At 45.4% G+C, this 17,740-nt stretch carries 18 protein-coding genes and 1 tRNA gene; 12 read left to right on the forward strand and 7 right to left on the reverse strand.

Translation table 11 applies throughout. From position 1 onward, the window contains the following. Window positions 1-102: 102 nt before the first annotated feature. The 3 genes from MAR181_RS07105 (at window position 103) to MAR181_RS07115 (ending at window position 3,179) form a co-directional block, all read left to right on the forward strand. Window positions 103-783, forward strand: a complete 681-nt coding sequence (locus MAR181_RS07105; protein ID WP_013795926.1) for a response regulator transcription factor — start codon at window positions 103-105, stop codon at window positions 781-783. Beyond that, window positions 780-2,033 (forward strand): sensor histidine kinase, encoded by a 1,254-nt coding sequence (locus tag MAR181_RS07110; protein WP_013795927.1) that lies wholly within the window; start codon window positions 780-782, stop codon window positions 2,031-2,033. The genes MAR181_RS07105 and MAR181_RS07110 overlap by 4 nt, the downstream gene beginning before the upstream one ends. 144 nt (window positions 2,034-2,177) lie before the next feature. Beyond that, window positions 2,178-3,179 (forward strand): pirin family protein, encoded by a 1,002-nt coding sequence (locus MAR181_RS07115; RefSeq protein ID WP_013795928.1) that lies wholly within the window; start codon window positions 2,178-2,180, stop codon window positions 3,177-3,179. Between the two features lie 14 nt (window positions 3,180-3,193). On the opposite strand, the gene MAR181_RS07120 is transcribed toward MAR181_RS07115, so the two are convergent. Further along, complete coding sequence (locus MAR181_RS07120; protein WP_013795929.1) at window positions 3,194-3,622, reverse strand: GtrA family protein; 429 nt, start codon at window positions 3,620-3,622, stop codon at window positions 3,194-3,196. A 59-nt stretch (window positions 3,623-3,681) separates the two neighbouring features. Between MAR181_RS07120 and MAR181_RS07125 the strand changes: the two genes are divergently transcribed. The 3 genes from MAR181_RS07125 to MAR181_RS07135 all read left to right on the forward strand — a co-directional run bounded on the left by MAR181_RS07125 (window position 3,682) and on the right by MAR181_RS07135 (window position 5,284). Next, complete coding sequence (locus tag MAR181_RS07125) at window positions 3,682-3,906, forward strand: tautomerase family protein (protein WP_083815586.1); 225 nt, start codon at window positions 3,682-3,684, stop codon at window positions 3,904-3,906. 129 nt (window positions 3,907-4,035) lie between these two features. Further along, the gene (locus tag MAR181_RS07130) at window positions 4,036-4,923 is read left to right on the forward strand and encodes a DMT family transporter (RefSeq protein ID WP_013795931.1); all 888 of its coding nucleotides are present in this window, start codon (window positions 4,036-4,038) and stop codon (window positions 4,921-4,923) included. A 7-nt stretch (window positions 4,924-4,930) separates the two neighbouring features. Continuing rightward, entirely contained in the window at window positions 4,931-5,284 is a 354-nt protein-coding gene (locus MAR181_RS07135) for a VOC family protein (protein WP_013795932.1), read from the forward strand. A gap of 158 nt (window positions 5,285-5,442) precedes the next feature. Here MAR181_RS07135 and MAR181_RS07140 read toward each other — a convergent pair whose 3' ends face one another. From MAR181_RS07140 to MAR181_RS07150, 3 genes are read right to left on the reverse strand one after another with little or no spacing between them, the layout of a single operon-like run. Then, complete coding sequence (locus MAR181_RS07140; protein ID WP_013795933.1) at window positions 5,443-6,474, reverse strand: asparaginase; 1,032 nt, start codon at window positions 6,472-6,474, stop codon at window positions 5,443-5,445. Next, window positions 6,471-7,874 carry an aspartate ammonia-lyase gene (locus tag MAR181_RS07145; protein WP_013795934.1) on the reverse strand — a complete coding sequence of 468 codons (1,404 nt, stop codon included), beginning with the start codon at window positions 7,872-7,874 and terminating at the stop codon, window positions 6,471-6,473. Before MAR181_RS07145 ends, MAR181_RS07140 begins: the two co-directional genes overlap by 4 nt. A 53-nt stretch (window positions 7,875-7,927) precedes the next feature. Further along, window positions 7,928-9,349 (reverse strand): alanine/glycine:cation symporter family protein, encoded by a 1,422-nt coding sequence (locus tag MAR181_RS07150; RefSeq protein ID WP_013795935.1) that lies wholly within the window; start codon window positions 9,347-9,349, stop codon window positions 7,928-7,930. Between the two features lie 256 nt (window positions 9,350-9,605). On the opposite strand from MAR181_RS07150, the gene MAR181_RS07155 reads away from it, so the two are divergent. After that, window positions 9,606-10,421, forward strand: a complete 816-nt coding sequence (locus tag MAR181_RS07155) for a helix-turn-helix domain-containing protein (protein ID WP_013795936.1) — start codon at window positions 9,606-9,608, stop codon at window positions 10,419-10,421. Window positions 10,422-10,448: 27 nt separating this feature from the next. Here the strand turns inward: MAR181_RS07155 and MAR181_RS07160 are convergent, their stop codons facing one another. Then, entirely contained in the window at window positions 10,449-10,628 is a 180-nt protein-coding gene (locus tag MAR181_RS07160) for a DUF2986 domain-containing protein (protein WP_013795937.1), read from the reverse strand. 223 nt (window positions 10,629-10,851) lie between these two features. On the opposite strand from MAR181_RS07160, the gene MAR181_RS07165 reads away from it, so the two are divergent. Continuing rightward, window positions 10,852-11,724, forward strand: a complete 873-nt coding sequence (locus MAR181_RS07165) for a LysR substrate-binding domain-containing protein (protein ID WP_013795938.1) — start codon at window positions 10,852-10,854, stop codon at window positions 11,722-11,724. A gap of 57 nt (window positions 11,725-11,781) precedes the next feature. On the opposite strand, the gene MAR181_RS07170 is transcribed toward MAR181_RS07165, so the two are convergent. Further along, window positions 11,782-12,681, reverse strand: a complete 900-nt coding sequence (locus MAR181_RS07170) for a DMT family transporter (RefSeq protein ID WP_013795939.1) — start codon at window positions 12,679-12,681, stop codon at window positions 11,782-11,784. Window positions 12,682-12,938: 257 nt separating this feature from the next. Then, window positions 12,939-13,023 (reverse strand) — tRNA-Leu (locus tag MAR181_RS07175). Between the two features lie 158 nt (window positions 13,024-13,181). Between MAR181_RS07175 and queA the strand changes: the two genes are divergently transcribed. From queA to secD, 4 genes are all read left to right on the forward strand, one after another. Continuing rightward, window positions 13,182-14,243, forward strand: coding sequence for a tRNA preQ1(34) S-adenosylmethionine ribosyltransferase-isomerase QueA (gene queA / locus MAR181_RS07180; RefSeq protein ID WP_013795940.1), 1,062 nt, complete (start codon window positions 13,182-13,184; stop codon window positions 14,241-14,243). A gap of 32 nt (window positions 14,244-14,275) precedes the next feature. Next, window positions 14,276-15,394 carry a tRNA guanosine(34) transglycosylase Tgt gene (gene tgt, locus MAR181_RS07185; RefSeq protein WP_216086371.1) on the forward strand — a complete coding sequence of 373 codons (1,119 nt, stop codon included), beginning with the start codon at window positions 14,276-14,278 and terminating at the stop codon, window positions 15,392-15,394. A gap of 72 nt (window positions 15,395-15,466) precedes the next feature. After that, a complete protein-coding gene (gene yajC, locus MAR181_RS07190; protein ID WP_013795942.1) occupies window positions 15,467-15,793 on the forward strand; it encodes a preprotein translocase subunit YajC in 327 nt (108 codons plus the stop codon). A gap of 87 nt (window positions 15,794-15,880) precedes the next feature. Beyond that, a complete protein-coding gene (gene secD, locus MAR181_RS07195) occupies window positions 15,881-17,731 on the forward strand; it encodes a protein translocase subunit SecD (RefSeq protein ID WP_013795943.1) in 1,851 nt (616 codons plus the stop codon). Window positions 17,732-17,740 lie beyond the last annotated feature (9 nt).

The following is a 17,740-nucleotide window of genomic DNA, read 5'->3' on the forward strand; positions in this document are numbered from 1 at the left end:
AAGCCATACTAGTCAGGGGCTTGTCGTAAAAAGATGATTCACTATTTTTTCATCTCTTTATGTCACAATGTGTTAAATGAAAAAGGCCAGAATTAAAATTGTATGAAGTTACTGTTGGTGGAAGACCATAAAGACATTGCGGGGGTTATTTTTGATTTTTTTGAACTCAAAGGTGACGAATTGGATTATGCCAATAACGGTGAGCATGGCTACAATTTAGCTGTTACTGAGTCATACGATGTCATTATATTGGATGTCATGTTGCCTAAAATGGACGGTTTAACTGTGTGTAAATCCTTGCGCGAGCAGGGTGTGGATACGCCTGTTTTGATGTTGACGGCACGTGATACGAAAGACGATATTTTGGCAGGCTTCGAAAGCTTAGCGGACGACTATTTAGTGAAACCCTTTGATTTGGATATTTTGGATTCTCGTATACAGGCGTTGGTTCGGCGGCAGAAAGGCAAAGTGGCGAACCGCGAACTGGTATTTGGGCAATTAAAACTCGATATGAATACTCGTATTTTGCAGCGTGAAGGGAGTCGTTACGCATTAAATCCTTCGCAGTACACTATTTTAAGAGTGCTCATGCAAAATGCGCCTGATGTGGTGAGTAAGAATGAAATCTCTGATGCCCTGTGGGGCGATGAAGAACCAGACAGTAAAGTATTGAGAAGCCATATTTATCAGTTGCGAAGTTTAATTGACCGACCATTTGAGCATGCTTATTTGCAGACAGTGTCGAAGGTGGGTTATCGGCTTGTTGTGGAAGGTCAAGAATGAAGCGTATCAAAACCGCTAAGCAGTTAACCTTTACCTATTTCTCTATCGTTGCCTTTGCCATTATCGCTTTTCATTTTTCCATGTTTCAGTCAGTGATTGAAAATGTTGAAATGATCTACGCTGAAAATCGCATGGTGAAAGATAAAAATGTGGCCTTAGAGCGTTTGCAAGGAACAAGCTTAACCCATGTTTCCATTCCGCCTTTTTCTGAGGTGTATGTTGGTCAAGAAAACCTGCCATTGGGTGTGGTTCTTGATCCTAACATGACAGATGATGTGACCTATGAGTTAGATGAGGCTTCTGATACGGATTTGGAAGTTTTCTCGATGCGCTCACAGGTAACCCTCAATGGGCAACAAAAGACCCTATATATTATCCATTACGATGAGATTTATGAGAGCAGCGAAACGCAGATGTTTCATACGCAAAGTACTCAATTAATGCTTTCCTTGCTCTTGTTAGTGGTCAGTTTATGGGTCGTCATGCAAATTTCCATGCGCTTAACCAAGCCACTGTCACAGCTGTCTCAATTTTTAACGTCGAGGCGGCCAGATGATTTGACTCCGATTGCCTTGCCTGAAGGTGCGGCTACCCGTGAGGTGCATTTGTTGGTGGCCTGTATCAATGATTATCAGCAGCAAATTCAAGCACTAATTGAACGTGAGCGGGCATTTAATCGTTATGCCAGTCATGAGCTTCGTACTCCTCTTATGGTGATGAAAGGGGCAGTCACTCTTCTCGGTAAGACAGATTCCCCGAGTTTTATTAAGCGCCAGCAGGTCAGGATGCACCAAGCTTGTCAGGAAATGGAGGATTATATTTCGACCTTGTTGTCTTTGACGCGAGAGGAAGACCTTTCCACTATACCAAAGCGCTCAGTCACACAAGCCGAGTTGGAAAGCATCAAACAAGCGCACATGGTTTACTTAACCGATGGTCAAGTGTCCGTCCAGATTCAGATGGAGAATAGGTTAGAAATTAAATTACCTGAGCCTGTTTTTCATATTCTGATAGGGAATCTGCTTAAAAATGCGATGGCGTCAACCGAGAAAGGGCGTATCGACATCCAAGTGGTGGGAAATCAAATTGACGTCATTGATACTGGTTGCGGTTTAAGTGGTAAACCCGGTGGCGAAAGTTATGGTCTAGGCTTGATGATTGTTCGTGATATTTGTGTGAAATACGCGTGTGAATTTAGTTTGCAGGATAATGTTGGGCAAGGATGCACGGCCAGGTTGGTCTTTACCTAGTGTATTTAAAAAGCCGATTGATTAGATTCAGTTTTAGCATGAATCAATCAAGTTTTTTGATGTTATTATGGCCTTATATCGTCCAGTATTCTTTTTGATAAGTGTTTTAAAAGAGATGGGTAAAGCTGTTTTGGGAGAGACAATATGAGTGACGCAATCCTTAAAAAAATACCATTAGACATGTTTTGGCCAACATTTGACCCTTTCTTGTTCTGTGCCTTTCACAATGATAATTACCCTCAAGCGAATGGTGAAATGGGGCCAGATGCGACCCTTGGCAATCGTCCATTAGGGCAAGACTTTGGTGGCATCGATGGTTGGCGCATGTATCACGGACGAAAAGTGCCAGGCTTTCCGGCACACCCACATCGTGGTTTTGAAACCGTCACCATTGTCAATAAAGGCTTTGTGGATCATGCAGACTCCATGGGGGCTGCCGGTCGTTATGGTCAGGGCGATACCCAATGGATGACCGCCGGTCAGGGCGTGCAGCATTCGGAAATGTTTCCCTTGTTAAACGAAACAGATCGCAATCCAGTTGAATTGTTCCAAGTCTGGTTGAATTTACCAAGCAAGAATAAAATGGTGCCTCCCCATTTCACCATGTTATGGAATGAAGACACGCCAGTGTTGACGGAGAAAGACACACAAGGCTTTGAAACTAGCGTAAAAGTGATTGCTGGCCCGATTAGTGGCGTGCAACCAGCGCCGTGTCCACCTAATTCCTGGGCGGCTGAAGATCAGAACCAAGTGGCTATTTGGTTAATCGATTTGGCTGAACAAGCGGAATGGACTTTGCCTGCTGGCGCGGCTGGACTGTCTCGTACCTTGTATTTTTTTGAAGGGGATCAGGTCGCGTTAGACGATGTCTCCGTGTCTGTGAGTCAGGCGTTTGTGCTTCAAAGTGATGCGAGTGTGGTGTTAAGGAATTTGGGAAAAGCTGCTCGTTTTTTGATGTTGCAGGGGCGTCCTATCAATGAACAGGTTGAGCAGCATGGTCCTTTTGTGATGAATACCCGTGCTGAGTTGCAGCAAGCCTTTCAAGATTATCAGCGTACTCAATTTGGTGGTTGGCCTTGGCCACGTCACGATCAAGTGCATGATAAGAACAAGGGACGTTTTGCTGAACATGGTAAGTTAGATTAGGGCTTTTAGGGCTTTTAGGGTTTTATTTGGTGGTCACGGAAGACCCAGTAGCGTGACAGTGAATAGTTAACACACATGCCGATGAATACTCCTGGCATCATGGCAAAGTATGGCCAAAGTGCCGTGAGTTCGTGATGATGTATAAATGGTTGAATTTTGATGAGTAAGAGATAGACGCCAAGGTTTGGAATGAAGGCCATTAATGAACCGCTGAGGAATTGTAACCATTCCACCACAGCGGTTTTTTTATGTCTATTATCCGAAAAGGTAAAGTGCCGATTCCACCACCAGTTTGAGCTGGCGGCGACCCAGAAGGAAAGCCCTCTAGCAATTGTGTAAGGCAGGTATTGTGACAATAGAATCAAGCTGGTGAGATCGACTAAGAAGCCAACGCCGCCCACCAAAGCAAAACGGCAATATGAGTGTTTTAAAATTCTGTTCATTGTGCGATTCTAATATCGCGCTCGTCAAAAAAAGATGAACACACGCCCAACCTCTAATGATGATACAAAGGAGAAATAGAATGCCATACGTGAATATTCGCATCACCAATGAAGGCGTCACAAAGGAACAAAAGCAGGCTTTGATTAAAGGTGCGACGGATTTATTAGTGGATGTTTTGGGTAAAAATCCATCGACTACTGTGGTGGTGATTGATGAGGTTGAGACCGATAATTGGGGGGTTGCAGGTGAGCAGGTGACGGAGCTGCGTAAGAAGAGCTCGTAATGTATTCATGCTAAAGTATTCATTCCTGAGTGGAATAAGCAAGATTCGTTTAATTCCTTTTACAAATAGTTGAGTTCATCGCATGCTAGCGCTTCGTTTATTTTCCCCTTCCTAATATCGAGCGTCAGTATGTGGATTTTTATCACTCTTTTTGCGGCTGCATGTCAGTCTGCTAGAACCGCCTATCAAAATACCTTAGCTCGTGAAGCCGGATTTTTACATGCCACCATGGCTCGTTCTTTGTATGGTTTGCCTCTGGTGACTCTCTATTTATTAGCGGTTTGGTGGCTATTTGGAGGCGTTTCTCTGAATGGCACAATGACGTTTTGGTGGGCGGCTTCTGCCTGTGCCTTGGCACAAATATTCGCGACCTATTTTATGCTTCGAGCTTTTCAGTCAGGCAGTTATGCAATGGGCACTCTTTTGGCCAAGACAGAAGCCGTATTAGCCGCGCTGATTGGTTTGCCTTTGCTGCATTACACGCTGACCTTTGCTTCTTGGGTAGGCATTGGTCTAGGGGTGTTCGGCGCTGTGGTAATGACGGTAAAGTGGCGTAATGTTCGTCATGCTTATCGAGATGCTTCTCTGCTGTTTGGTTTGGCGAGCGGCTTGTGTTTTGCTATGACTTCCGTGATGGCGTCGATGGCAAGTCATGCTTTATCTGGCTCGATCATTACTTCTGCAGGTATAACTTTATGGTTTGTCTTGATTGTCCAGTCGGTCATTTTATGTTCACTCCAGATGGTGAAAATGCGTGATATTCAAGCGCCTTTTAAACACGAGTTTCGTTTAAGTTGCCAAGTTGGTGTACTGAGTTCGCTGGGGTCGATTGGTTGGTTTACAGGTTTTGCTTTGGTGAATCCTGCCTTGGTCAAAACCCTAGGACAAATCGAAATTCTAGGAACTTTGTACTATTCTAAGGTGCGTTTTTCAGAGAAGCTTAGCAAGCAACAATGGCTTGGTGGCACAATGATATTGATCAGTGTGATTCTCGTTGTGGCATCAACCGTAAAGTGAGGCAGTCATGCAATCAACTAAGATACATTATGTGGAATTACCAGCACGAGATCTTGAGCTTAATAAAGCCTTCTTTCGACAAGCGTTTGGTTGGGATTTTGAAGACTATGGCCAAGAATACAGCGCGTTTAAAAATGCTGGCCTAGACGGTGGATTTTTTCAGGCCGACTTTTGTTCGCGTCCGCAAACAGGGGCGGCATTGGTTGTCTTATACAGTGATGACCTAGAGAGTGCGGTGAATCATGTCGAGGCCGCTGGTGGCACCATAGAGCAGGTGATTTTTGAATTTCCGGGCGGTCGTCGCTTTCACTTCTTAGACCCTTGTGGCAACGAATGGGCGGTATGGGGGCCCTTGGTGTAAGTTGAATCGTTTCAGTCGAATAGTTTCAGTTTAAGAGTCTCGGTTGAATTGTCTAGGCGAAATGAGAATTAGCCTGACGTTTTAAATGTGTGATTTTGAACGCCCGTCGTGTCATGCAGGATACGCTGGCATGCCATGCCAAGGTATCCTTGAGTTTGTTACTTTGTGGTAAATTCATTGGCGTAATTGATCGACCATTTCTCCAGCAGGCTATGGTAGTTTTCGCCATTGGCAATGAGCCAATGAAGTTTGCAAAAGGCCGCCTCTAGGGTCATATCCTGTCCACTTAATACATTCATAGATGACAGCATTGAACCAGTAGCATACGTGCCTTGAGACACTCCGCCATGCAGACATTGGGTAATGTTGACGACGATTTTCTTTCGCAACATGGCTTCCGTCAAGAAAGACAGAAAGGCTGGGTTTTGGTCCGGCACGTTGCCAGCGCCATAGGTCATTAAAATAATGCCATGGCAATCTTTGTCATCCAATAAGCTCTGATATAAGCTGATCGGCTGACTTGGGTGGAGTGTCACGACGGCAACGGCACCGGATTGAAAGGTCACCAACTTATCATCTAAGTTTGTAACCCTAAGGTCAGATGGCCATTCACTCATTCGTTCAGGGTAGAGTTGAACGTGAATCGCTAATTCACCCAGTAAGTCATTATTGGGTGTGTGAAAAGCCTCAAACCGTCCACTACTGACCTTTTGAATTCGATTGCCCCGCATGAGTTTCCCATTGAAAACCAAGCTGACGTCTGGAATGGGCTGTAAGACCGCCAAAGATAGAGCCGCTTGTAAATTTGCGGTGGCGTCTGATCGGTTCATTCCTAAGGGGATTTGTGACCCAGTTAGAATGATATTTTTAGGGCTGGCACCGAGCATAAATGACAAGGCCGAAGCGGTATAGGCCATGGTATCTGTGCCATGTAAGATGACAAAGCCATCGTAATCCTGCCAATGAACATTGAGGATGGAAACAAGCTTAGTCCAGTGTGCTGGGGTGATATTGGCGCTGTCGATGAGTGGCGAAATTTCCAGTACTTCAAAGCTCGGTAGGCTATTCAAACTATCGCCTAAAGCACGTTCAATTCGACCTTGTAAGCCAGAAGCTGGGGCCAAGCCTTGCGCTGTTTGAGTCATGCCAATGGTGCCGCCAGTATAGAGTACTAAAACCTCTGTGCTCATAAGCTCACCTTGCTTGGGGATAGCATGGACTCTGGGCTCAGTAATAAGTTGACTTGTTCTTCCGTTAATAGCTGTTCTTCTATAATAAGTGCTTTTACCGTGCTGCCTGTGGTTAAGGCTTGACGGGCAATGCGCGAGGCATTGGAATAGCCAATGTGAGGAACAAGCGCGGTGATAATACCAATGCTGTTTTCCACATGGCCGGCACAAACGGCTTCGTTCGCGGTAATGCCACGGATGCAACGGGTTTCTAGCATGTGACAAGCTTCTTTGAGCATTTTTAAAGAGTTTAGCAGGTTGTAAATAATCATGGGTTCCATGGCGTTAAGCTGTAATTGGCCTGCTTCAGCAGCCAGTGATACCGCTAAGTCGGAGGCAATGACCTGATACGCGGTTTGGTTCATCGCTTCAGGAATCACTGGGTTGACCTTGCCTGGCATAATAGAAGAGCCAGGTTGCATCGGAGGCAAATTAATCTCACCTAATCCGGTGCGAGGGCCACTCGAAAGTAGGCGTAAGTCATTGCTCATTTTGCTGAGTTTAATGGCGAGGCGCTTCAAAATTCCGGAGAAAAACACAAACGCGCCCATGTCTGAGGTCGCTTCTACTAGGTTGCTCGCAGGTACCATGGGTTTGGTCGAAATGGTGGCCAGCTTTTCAACCACACGCGTTGCGTAACCTTCAGGTGTGTTGATGCCAGTACCAATGGCGGTGCCGCCTAAGTTCACTTCACACAGTAAGGCGCAAGCTTCGCTGATGCGGTCGATGTCTTCCCCTAGAGTCACTGCAAAAGCATCAAACTCTTGCCCAAGTGTCATAGGCACGGCATCTTGTAATTGAGTTCGTCCCATTTTTACGATGTGAGCAAACGCTTTGCCTTTTTCTTCTAAAGCGGCTTTAAGTGACGCTAAGCTTGGGACAAAGTTGTCTGCCGCAAATTGAATGCCCAAGCAGGCGGCAGTCGGGTAGGCGTCGTTGGTGGATTGTGAGCGGTTGACATCATCGTTAGGGTGTAAGTGTTGGTAGTCACCTAATTTGTGGCCGAGTTTGGTCAGCGCTAGGTTGGCAATGACTTCGTTGGCATTCATGTTTGTTGAGGTGCCTGCACCGCCTTGAATAACGTCAACAATAAAGGCGTCATGATGTTGCCCAAGAATCAGTTCTTGGCAAGCCGCAACAATCGCATCGGCCTTTTCATCGGTTAATAAATGCATTTCCTGATTGGTGCGCGCTGCTGAGGCTTTGACCATCGCCAAGGCTTTGATCAATTCTGGAAAATGCGAAATGGGCACGCCGGTAATGGCGAAGTTCTGTGCGGCCCGCTGTGTTTGAATGCCATACAGAGCATCCGCAGGAAGGTCCATATTACCGAGTAAGTCGTATTCAGAGCGAGTATTCATAATGTTTTCCTAGGGCCTCATTCGAAAGGAATGAGGCCAGATGTCAGCTTGAGTTAATGGTTGTCTTTGTTTGGCCAGGAAACCGTGTCCAAATCTAAATCGTCAAAACGTTCTGCTTCGAAGGAGGGTGTCTCTTTGCCTGATTGGCGTTGGACGTCGAAGTCTTTCATGATGCGTTTTGCCACTTTAAATAGCAGTGCGAGGGCAAGTAAGTTGACTAATGCCAGCAGTCCCATGGTGAGATCCGCGAAGGCAAAGACTGTACCCAGATCTAAAATGGCCCCCGTGCAGCAAAGACAAATAATGATCACCCGGAACGAATTCATATAGAAGCCGTGATTATCTGATTTGGTTAGGTAGCTGACGCTGTTTTCACCCAAATAGTAGTTGTACAACACAGTACTAAAACCAAACAACAACAAGGCAATACTGACAAACATACGACCATAGTCACCCATATGAGTAGCAAGAGAGGCTTGGGTTAACGCCACACCTTGAACGGCGTCTGTGCTAGTCGGATCGTAAGCGGTTCCCAATAGGATGATTAGAGCGGTACAAGTACAAAGTACTATGGTGTCAATGAATACCGAAAACGCTTGCACAATACCTTGGTTCGCCGGGTGTGGAATGTAAGCAACAGCTGCCACGTTTGGCGCACTACCAAGACCGGCTTCGTTGGAGAATAAGCCACGTTTGACGCCCATTAAAATGGCTGCACCGATACCGCCACCAATAGCGGGTTCGAGTCCAAAAGCGCTTTTGATGATTAGCATTAATGTTTCTGGGATAACGCTTAAGTTCATTGCGATGACAATTAAAGCAATCAATAAGTAGCCGCCTGCCATGATGGGGACCAGAACTTCGGCGACTTGTGCTATGCGCTTAACGCCACCAAAGATGATTAGGCCCACAACAAAAGCCATTGCAATGCCGCTGTAATATGGCTGAATGCCAAAAGCATCTTCGAGAGAGGTGGCAACAGAATAAGATTGCAGTGTGGTAAAAGCGATGCCGAAGGTCGCCAATAATAAAACAGAGTAAATGACCGCCAGCCATTTCCATTGTTTGCCCAGACCACGTTCAATGTAGTAAGCCGGACCGCCACGATAAGTACCATCGTTTTCCGCGGTTTTATAGGTTTGTGCTAGCAAGCATTCAACGAAGCTGGTGGCCATGCCCATAAGGCCAACCATCCACATCCAGAAAATAGCCCCGGGTCCGCCTAGGGTAATAGCCACTGCGACGCCAGCAATGTTGCCACCACCAACGCGACCAGCAACCGACAGAATTAAAGCTTGGAAAGAGCTCAAATGTTTTCCATCGGCCTCATGATGTTTGGCTGTTAGGATTTTAAACATGTTACCAAAATAGCGAAATTGCACAAAACGGGTAGCGACTGTGAACCAGATACCTATGCCGATTAAAACGGCAATTAATACCTTGCTCCACAATAGATCGGTAAGAAGGGATAGCATAGAAAACTCCTACAGTTTTTAGATTTATTATGAGTGTCTTTTGGACGAATATACGCCGCTAATTGGAACCAAAATTGTCTTAAATGGGGAGTTCGTGAGATGTCGCTTGATGATGCTAGTTGATGCTTTAATAGCGTCTACTAGCATCGTTTTAAGGTGTGTTTCTAAAGATTAATCGATTACACTGAGGAGAATTAGTGTGAAGGTGATGTTGACGTTGATGGTTCTGATTAGAGTATTGGCGGGGGAAATATAGGTGTCTGAAGATCTTGCGAAGAACTTACAGCTCTTGTGTAGCTATTATAAGTCGGTTGCAGAAGTTTGTCGGCGTCTTAATATCAACCGTCCGCAGTTCAATCGTTATTTGAATGCCACTACCATGCCGAGCAAAAATACGTTAAGACGTATTGGTGAGTTTTTTGGGGTAGAAGTGGAAGAAATGATGCTGCCTCAACCGCAATTTTCCCTATTAGTCCAGTCTAGACCCATTCGTCAGTCCGCCGCGCAACTCAGTTTGACGCCCGAACAGAAGCACATCAATCGGTTAAATGAATCGGGTCAGGCTGGTTTGTCAAAATACTGCGGTTATTATTATGAATACTATATGTCGATGGCGTGCCCAGGTCAGGTATTGCGTACCTTGGTCGACATTCGTTCAGAAGGGGATAAAACCTATTATCAGCGTACTGAGCGACTTAATCCAGATGGGGTGAGCAAAGCGTTTCATGGTGTCTACACGGGCATGGTGCAATTGCTATCGGATCGGTTATTTCTAATGGATTATGAGCAAGAGACGCATGTGGAAATGACGCAGACGATTCTATACCCTTCCTTTCAGAATCGGGTGGCGCGTTTATCAGGGTTGCGTATCGGGGTGTCTGGTAGTGGCGAAAGAGCGCCTTGTTGTGCCCGAGTGGTGTACGAATACCTTGGTAAAAGTATCCAGAAGAAGCAGGTTTTAAGCCGTTGTGGCTTATTTGATCTTGATTCAGGTGAGATCGAAAAGAACATGATTAGTGCAATTCGAAATGATATGAAAGAAGGGGATTGGCACTTTAGAGCTAAGTTTTAATACAGACTGTATTAATCGTTAGTAAGGCTATAGATCGTCTTCTTGTGTGGTTTCTGGTTCGCTCGATGAAATCGGATTGGCTTCGGCGTCAAGTTTGGCGCGTTCTGCTTTGGAAATGTATTTTGGTTTGCTCTTCGGGTTGGCTTTCAGGTTGGCCTGTTTCGCCTTTTTGGTCAGAATGCTTTTGATTTTTTTACGACGATTCATATTGCTGCGCTCGAAATAATTTTATAATAAAACTTCAGCGAAATACGTCAAAACTTCACCGAAAATATCGATGTGACTATACCAGTCTTGCTTATCGTTCGAAAGGCTATGATGTATTTTACCATCGACAAAACGAGATATTGATATCATTAGAGTCATTTTGGGTGCTTGGTTTGTCAATATGGCGCCATATGCTAGATGAAAACGATGAGGTTAGGTCATTATGTTGCCACGTAGAAAGCTTCCAGCATTAAATTCACTTCGAGCATTTGAGGTGGCTGGGCGTTGCCTGAGTTTTCGTCATGCTGCAGAAGAGCTCGGCGTAACGCAAGGAGCCGTTGCGCAGCAAGTGCGCTCCCTTGAAGAGCATTTGGGTGTTTTGCTTTTTCAGCGTTTGCCACGCGGTTTGGCGCTTACTCCAAAAGGCATTGTCTATCTTGCTAGTCTGACGAGAGCGTTTGATGTCATGGGAGAAGCGACGTCAATAATGGTTGAGCGTTCTAATACGGTTACGATTAGTGTCACGCCAACGTTTGCAGCGAAATTACTTATTCCTCGTCTTGGTTCGTTAAATACACGGTTTCCTGATATTGAGTTGAAAACAGTGGCGACAGAGTCTATCTCAGATTTTGATGCTGACCAAATTGATATTGCTGTTCGACTCAGCAAAGAACCTTTTGTCTCTAATTTGCAAGCGGAGCCTCTATTTCCTCAGGAGCTAGTCGTAGTCGCAAGCCCACAATTATTAAAAGGGCAAAGTGCCCCTCTATCTTTAGAAACGTTGCAGCAATTTCCATTGTTGCATGATGCCCACAATCATTGGCCGACCATACTTCGGTCTAATGAAAAAATTGCAGGCGCTAAGTTTAATCAAACATCTTTGGCAATTGATGCCGCCTTAGCGGGGCAAGGTGTTGCGTTAGTGTGTCGAGCATTTGTTGCACAAGAGTTAGCATTCGGTCGGTTAGTGCAGTTATTAGATCACTCATTTTTTATTAAACCAGACTACTTTCTAGTCAAAAAGAAAGATATACAAACATCTGTTGCCGTTAGCGCGGTTTGGCAATGGTGCCTGGATGAGTTTGAGTTAAAATAAGTTTAAAGGCTTTGTTGCGGCTAATCAGAGGCTGATTAACCGCTTGGAGCTAAATGGTTAGCTATTATTTGATTGGCTAGCTGGTGGTTTTTTAGCTCCTGTTTGAATTAGGATTACACCTGTTAGGATTAAGGTCAACGCGATGATAAGTAACAAGTGAATTTCCTCTCCGACAATGGCACCAATAATAACGGCAACAACAGGTGCGATATAGGTTGCCCCAGAGGCTTTTACAGATCCTAGTTTTTCTATTGCATAGTAATAGAGGAAAAAAGCTCCGCCAGTACCAAGTAGCCCAAGACCGATAACGACGCCCAAGGCGGTTTGAGTGTTCGACATTATCTCGGACATACCTGTAAAGTCTGTTAGAACTAATAAGGTTAATGAGGCGAAGCCTGTTTGCCATGTGGCTAAGGCTAGAGGCGGAATTTTATGTGGTGACAAAAGGCGTTGAGCATAGACAAATGATACGCCCAAACTGGTTGTTCCTGCTATCATCCAGATCACTCCCATTAAGTTGATTCCTTCAACATTTTCCCATGGGCGAGCACTGATTATTATGCCTAAAAATCCAACCAGAACCCCAATTAACATTTGTCGTGTAGGGCGGTCTTTTCTTAAAAATAGAAAAGCGCATATAAAGGTGAAAATGGGAATAGAGCCACTTAAAAGGCCAGCAACGCTAGTTGGAAGTAGGGCTGTACCGGCCACAAAACCGTAATAGTAAAATGTCGTGGCCAGTACGGACATGACGGCAAAGTGCAGTAGGTGTTTAAATTGCCCTCGGTGAAGAGCTTTTGTGTACAGTGCAATCAGAAAGAGAGGGATGAAACCGCACAGAACTCGTAATAAAACAGTTTGGCTTGGTGTTATGAGTAAAGTAGACCATTTCATGAAAATAAAATTTGATCCCCAAATGACACCTAAAGCAAGTAATGCTGTGTAGCTTTTCAGCATGCAATTTTCTCCAATTAAAAAGCGACTAGTTCAGGTTTGTATTGTAGTCATTGAGAAAGGTTTTGCGCGTGATAAAAAAACGTTAATGGTGTAGTTTTTCTACAGTCTTATGACGGATTAAGGAAAACTAAATCTTGGGCAGGGTTATTGGTTGGCTTTTAACTATCTTAAATGGTAAATGCTAAGGTGGGAGGAGCTGTTGTCAGTGTCCTAGAAACAACAAAGCCCTAACTAAAATAGCTAGGGCTTCGTCTAAATGGTACCAGTAGGCGGACTCGAACCGCCACGCCTTTCGGCAACGGATTTTGAATCCGTCGTGTCTACCAATTCCACCACACTGGCCTTGAAAAAGGTGAGGCGTATTCTAGGTTAATTTGGAAGGATGTCAACGATTGGTTGAATATTTTTTTATCTTTTTAATATCTAGTGGGTTGGAAGTACCTTTTTATCTGGTTTTTCGCTAGAATATCGGGTCGTTTTTTCTAGGTAGCTTTCATTTCATGCTCGTTTCCGATTATCACTTTGATTTACCCGATTCTCTCATTGCGAATTACCCCACGCCGGACAGAACCGCCAGTCGTCTTTTGCATCTTGATGGGCCAAGTGGTGAGGTGATTCATCGCCAATTTCCGAATGTTTTGGAATTAGTTCAAGCTGGCGATTTGATGGTGTTTAATAATACCCGAGTCATTCCTGCTCGAGTATTTGGCCAGAAGGAATCGGGTGGCAAAGTTGAAATCTTAGTAGAGCGAGTGATTGCTAGTCACGAGGTGTTGGCGCACGTTCGTGCCAGTAAATCACCAAAAGAAGGTACTAAGATTTTCTTGGGACAAGATAAGGGTGAGCAGATTGAGGCGACTATGCTGGGCCGCTCTGGTGCGTTATTCCATTTGGCTTTTCAAGAGCCGGTCTTGGATATCTTAACTCGTGTCGGGCACATGCCATTGCCGCCTTATATCGAACGTCCTGATGAAGACAGTGACCAAGAGCGTTATCAAACGGTTTATAACCAAAAGCCGGGCGCGGTTGCCGCGCCAACAGCAGGCTTGCATTTTGATGATGCCTTGTTGGCCAAATTAAAGGACAAGGGCGTTGAGGTGGCTTTTGTTACCTTGCACGTCGGTGCGGGAACCTTTCAGCCAATGAAGGTGGATAATGTAGAAGACCACATTATGCACGCAGAGTATGTCGAAGTGGGTGAGCAGGTCGTCCAGCAGGTGCAAGCGACTAAGGCTCGAGGTGGTCGAGTGGTCGCGGTCGGTACGACGAGCGTACGCAGCTTGGAGTCCGCCAGTCAATCGGGTGAGATTGCGCCAATGCAAGGTGATACCAGTATTTTTATTTACCCTGGTTACGAATTTAAGACCGTTGATGCTTTGGTAACCAATTTTCATTTGCCTGAATCAACCTTGATTATGTTGATCAGTGCCTTTGCAGGCTATCAGCAAGTAATGTCGGCTTATCGCGTGGCGGTGGAGCAGAAGTATCGATTTTTCAGTTATGGTGATGCCATGTTTATTACACGAAATGCGCAGGCGAAAGGCCCGCAAGGTGAGGAATAAGACGTATGTCTGAGAAACGTCCAGAATGTTTTATGGATTTTGAACTGCATACCAGTTCAGGTAAAGCGCGTCGCGCGACTTTGACTTTTCCACGAGGCAAGGTAGAAACCCCTGCTTTTATGCCAGTCGGTACGTATGGCACAGTGAAGGGCATGTTAACCAAGGACATCGAAGAAATCGGTGCTGATATTATCTTGGGGAACACTTTCCATCTTTGGTTGCGCCCAGGAACCGAGGTGGTGAAAGCGCATGGGGATCTGCATGACTTTACGCAATGGAAGAAACCTATTTTGACCGACTCTGGTGGTTTTCAAGTGTTTTCTCTTGGGGAAATGCGCAAAATCACGGAAGAGGGTGTGAGCTTTCGCTCACCCATTAATGGCTCCAAAGTCTTTTTAAGTCCTGAGATTTCCATGCAGGTTCAGCGTGATCTTGGCTCCGACATTGTGATGATTTTTGATGAGTGCACGCCTTACCCTGCGACAGCGGATGTGGCGGCCAAATCGATGCGCATGAGTCTACGTTGGGCGAAGCGTTCCAAAGATGAGCACGGTGACAGTCCATCGGCTTTGTTTGGTATTATCCAAGGCAGTATGTTCGAGAACTTGCGTGATGAGTCTCTAGAGGGTCTAGAGGAGATTGGTTTTGATGGCTATGCCATTGGTGGCTTGTCCGTAGGTGAGCCAAAAGAAGAAATGATCAAGGTGTTGGATTACATCACACCGAAAATGCCAGAAAACAAACCGCGTTATTTGATGGGCGTAGGTAAACCTGAAGACTTAGTGGAAGGGGTTCGTCGCGGCGTCGACATGTTTGACTGCGTGATGCCGACTCGTAATGCCCGTAACGGTCATTTGTTTACCTCTGAAGGTGTGGTGCGCATTCGTAATGCTCAATATCGCCATGATATTGACCCACTTGATAAAGAATGTGACTGTTACACTTGTAAAAACTTTTCTCGGGCTTATCTACATCATTTGGATAAGTGTCAGGAAATGGTGGGTGCACAATTAAATACCATCCATAACCTTCGTTATTACCAAACACTCATGGCGGGATTGCGAAAGGCGCTCGATGAAGGTAGATTTGACGCCTTTGTTGATGAGTTTTATGCAAAGCGCGGCCTAGAAACGCCTGCTTTGAGTGAATAATAAACAAAATATGACAATTTTCTCTTGTCAGGGAATTGTAAGAGTTTCATAAACCATTGGAGAGCTAAAACCATGATCGCATTGATCTCACCAGCTTACGCTGAAGGTGGCGCACCAGCGGACGCAGGTATTTTTAACCTAGTCCTACTTGCTGGCTTTGTCGTTATTTTCTATTTCTTAATGTGGCGCCCTCAAGCAAAACGTGCGAAAGAGCATAAAAACTTGATTGCTGCTCTAGAGAAAGGAACTGAAGTCGTAACTGGCGGTGGTGTCCTAGGTAAGGTAACAAAAGTAGACGATGCCTATGTCGCTCTAGAGGTATCAGAAGGTGTTGAAATGAAATTTCAAAAATCTTCTGTTGCTGCTGTGTTGCCTAAAGGAACATTAAAGTCGATTTAATGTTGCTGGAAAAGCGCCTGAAGAGAGAATCGAAGGCGCTTTTCTTCTTTCTTGCCCACTCAAATTTTTAGGTGTAAAGGATTTTTCATGCTTAACAAGTACCCCTTGTGGAAGTATTTGCTAATTCTTCTTGTTTTGGCTTTGGGGCTACTCTATGCCTTCCCAAACCTTTATCCGGATGATCCAGCGTTACAACTCTCTACTCAAAAAGCGACTTCCGTGGTTGATCAGCAAACTTTGCAAAAAGCAGAGCTGGCACTCAGTAAAGCAAATATAGAATTGAAAGAAGCAGAGCTAACCTCTGCTGGCGGTACCTTGCGTTTCAATAATGGCGAGGACCAATTGGCTGCTAAACCTGTCGTAGCGGCGGCCCTTGGGGAAGACTATGTGACGGCGTTGAACCTAGTGCCAACCACGCCAGAATGGCTGGCTTCTTTGGGCGCTGGGCCAGCTAAGTTGGGCTTGGACTTACGTGGTGGTGTGCACTTCTTGCTGGAAGTGGATACACCAGCAGCGCTCAAGCAACGCTTAGAAGTAAGTAGCAGTGAAATGAAGGCGGCTCTGCGTAAAGACAGAGTGCGTTACCGTAGTGTGAGTATTGCCGATGGGGTGTTGTCGATTCGTTTCTTGAAGGAGTCGGACTTAACCTTGGCTGAAGATCTATTGAAAGGTGAGTTTGCTGACTATCGTTACGACACTCGCCAAGAAGACACAGATTACTTTTTGGATGTGAGCTTTACCGAAGCGGAAACCAAAGAAATCGAGTCTTATGCGTTACAGCAAAACTTAACGACTTTGCGTAATCGTGTAAATGAGCTTGGTGTGGCAGAGCCATTGGTTCAACGTCAGGGCAGCAATCGTATTGTTGTTGAGCTGCCTGGGGTTCAAGATACTGCAGCGGCGAAACGTATCATTGGTGCGACGGCAAACCTAGAGTTCCATTTGGAAGCCGGGTTGGATGACCAAGGTGCGGATGTTGAAACCTTGTCTTTTCGTGATGGCAGTGGTCGTACGGCGCGTTTAGAGCGTGACATCATCATCACTGGCGACAGTGTGGCTGATGCAAGCTCATCTTTTGATGAAAATGGCCAGCCTCAGGTGAATATCAGCCTTGATTCTAAGGGTGGTAAGCAGATGACTAAGGTGACTCGCTCTGCAGTGGGTCGCAATATGGCGGTGGTGTTCATCGAGCACAAATCCCGCAGTCGTTTTGTTGAGAAAGACGGTAAGATGGAAGAAGTACGTCGCAGTTACAGTGAGAAAAGTATTATCTCCTTGGCGACCATTCAAACCACTTTAGGTAATTCCTTCCGTATTACAGGACTAGATAGTCCACGTGAGTCCTCAGAATTAGCCCTGTTATTGCGTGCCGGTGCTTTGGCTGCACCAATTTACTTCGTTGAAGAACGGACTATTGGGCCAAGTCTTGGTGCTGAAAACATTCAGTTGGGTGTGACTTCTGCGCAGATTGGTTTATTGGTGGTGATGCTGTTCATGTTGGTGTATTACAAGGTATTTGGCATTTTTGCCAATGTCTCCTTGGCGCTTAATATTGTATTGCTAATGGCCTGTATGTCCCTGATGTCGGCCACGTTAACCTTGCCAGGTATTGCGGGTATTGTGTTAACGATGGGGATGGCGGTGGATGCCAATGTGTTGATTTTTTCCCGGATAAAGGAAGAGTTAGCCAATGGTGTGCCAAGCCAGCAGGCGATTCATTCTGGTTTTAACCGTGCTTTTACGACGATTTTTGACGCCAACATTACTACCTTGTTGGTAGCGGTGATCTTGTTTGCTGTGGGAACCGGACCGGTAAAAGGGTTTGCAGTCACTCTATCGTTGGGTATTTTAACATCCATGTTTACGGCCATTGTGGTAACGCGTTCACAAGTGAATCTTGTTTACGGCGGTCGTAAAAACAAGAAATTGTATATTTAAGGGGAGAGC

Origin of the sequence: Marinomonas posidonica IVIA-Po-181 (genome assembly GCF_000214215.1) — a bacterium.
Taxonomy (GTDB): Bacteria; Pseudomonadota; Gammaproteobacteria; order Pseudomonadales; family Marinomonadaceae; genus Marinomonas; species Marinomonas posidonica.

Coding starts and splice junctions, on each gene's coding strand:
- secD (WP_013795943.1), top strand. CDS start 15,881: ATGCTTAACAAGTACCCCTTGTGGAAGTATTTGCTAATTCTTCTTGTT.
- MAR181_RS07115 (WP_013795928.1), top strand. CDS start 2,178: ATGAGTGACGCAATCCTTAAAAAAATACCATTAGACATGTTTTGGCCA.
- MAR181_RS07105 (WP_013795926.1), top strand. CDS start 103: ATGAAGTTACTGTTGGTGGAAGACCATAAAGACATTGCGGGGGTTATT.
- tgt (WP_216086371.1), top strand. CDS start 14,276: ATGGATTTTGAACTGCATACCAGTTCAGGTAAAGCGCGTCGCGCGACT.
- MAR181_RS07135 (WP_013795932.1), top strand. CDS start 4,931: ATGCAATCAACTAAGATACATTATGTGGAATTACCAGCACGAGATCTT.
- MAR181_RS07160 (WP_013795937.1), bottom strand. CDS start 10,628: ATGAATCGTCGTAAAAAAATCAAAAGCATTCTGACCAAAAAGGCGAAA.
- MAR181_RS07145 (WP_013795934.1), bottom strand. CDS start 7,874: ATGAATACTCGCTCTGAATACGACTTACTCGGTAATATGGACCTTCCT.
- MAR181_RS07140 (WP_013795933.1), bottom strand. CDS start 6,474: ATGAGCACAGAGGTTTTAGTACTCTATACTGGCGGCACCATTGGCATG.
- yajC (WP_013795942.1), top strand. CDS start 15,467: ATGATCGCATTGATCTCACCAGCTTACGCTGAAGGTGGCGCACCAGCG.
- MAR181_RS07130 (WP_013795931.1), top strand. CDS start 4,036: ATGTGGATTTTTATCACTCTTTTTGCGGCTGCATGTCAGTCTGCTAGA.
- queA (WP_013795940.1), top strand. CDS start 13,182: ATGCTCGTTTCCGATTATCACTTTGATTTACCCGATTCTCTCATTGCG.
- MAR181_RS07110 (WP_013795927.1), top strand. CDS start 780: ATGAAGCGTATCAAAACCGCTAAGCAGTTAACCTTTACCTATTTCTCT.
- MAR181_RS07125 (WP_083815586.1), top strand. CDS start 3,682: ATGATACAAAGGAGAAATAGAATGCCATACGTGAATATTCGCATCACC.
- MAR181_RS07165 (WP_013795938.1), top strand. CDS start 10,852: ATGTTGCCACGTAGAAAGCTTCCAGCATTAAATTCACTTCGAGCATTT.
- MAR181_RS07150 (WP_013795935.1), bottom strand. CDS start 9,349: ATGCTATCCCTTCTTACCGATCTATTGTGGAGCAAGGTATTAATTGCC.
- MAR181_RS07170 (WP_013795939.1), bottom strand. CDS start 12,681: ATGCTGAAAAGCTACACAGCATTACTTGCTTTAGGTGTCATTTGGGGA.
- MAR181_RS07120 (WP_013795929.1), bottom strand. CDS start 3,622: ATGAACAGAATTTTAAAACACTCATATTGCCGTTTTGCTTTGGTGGGC.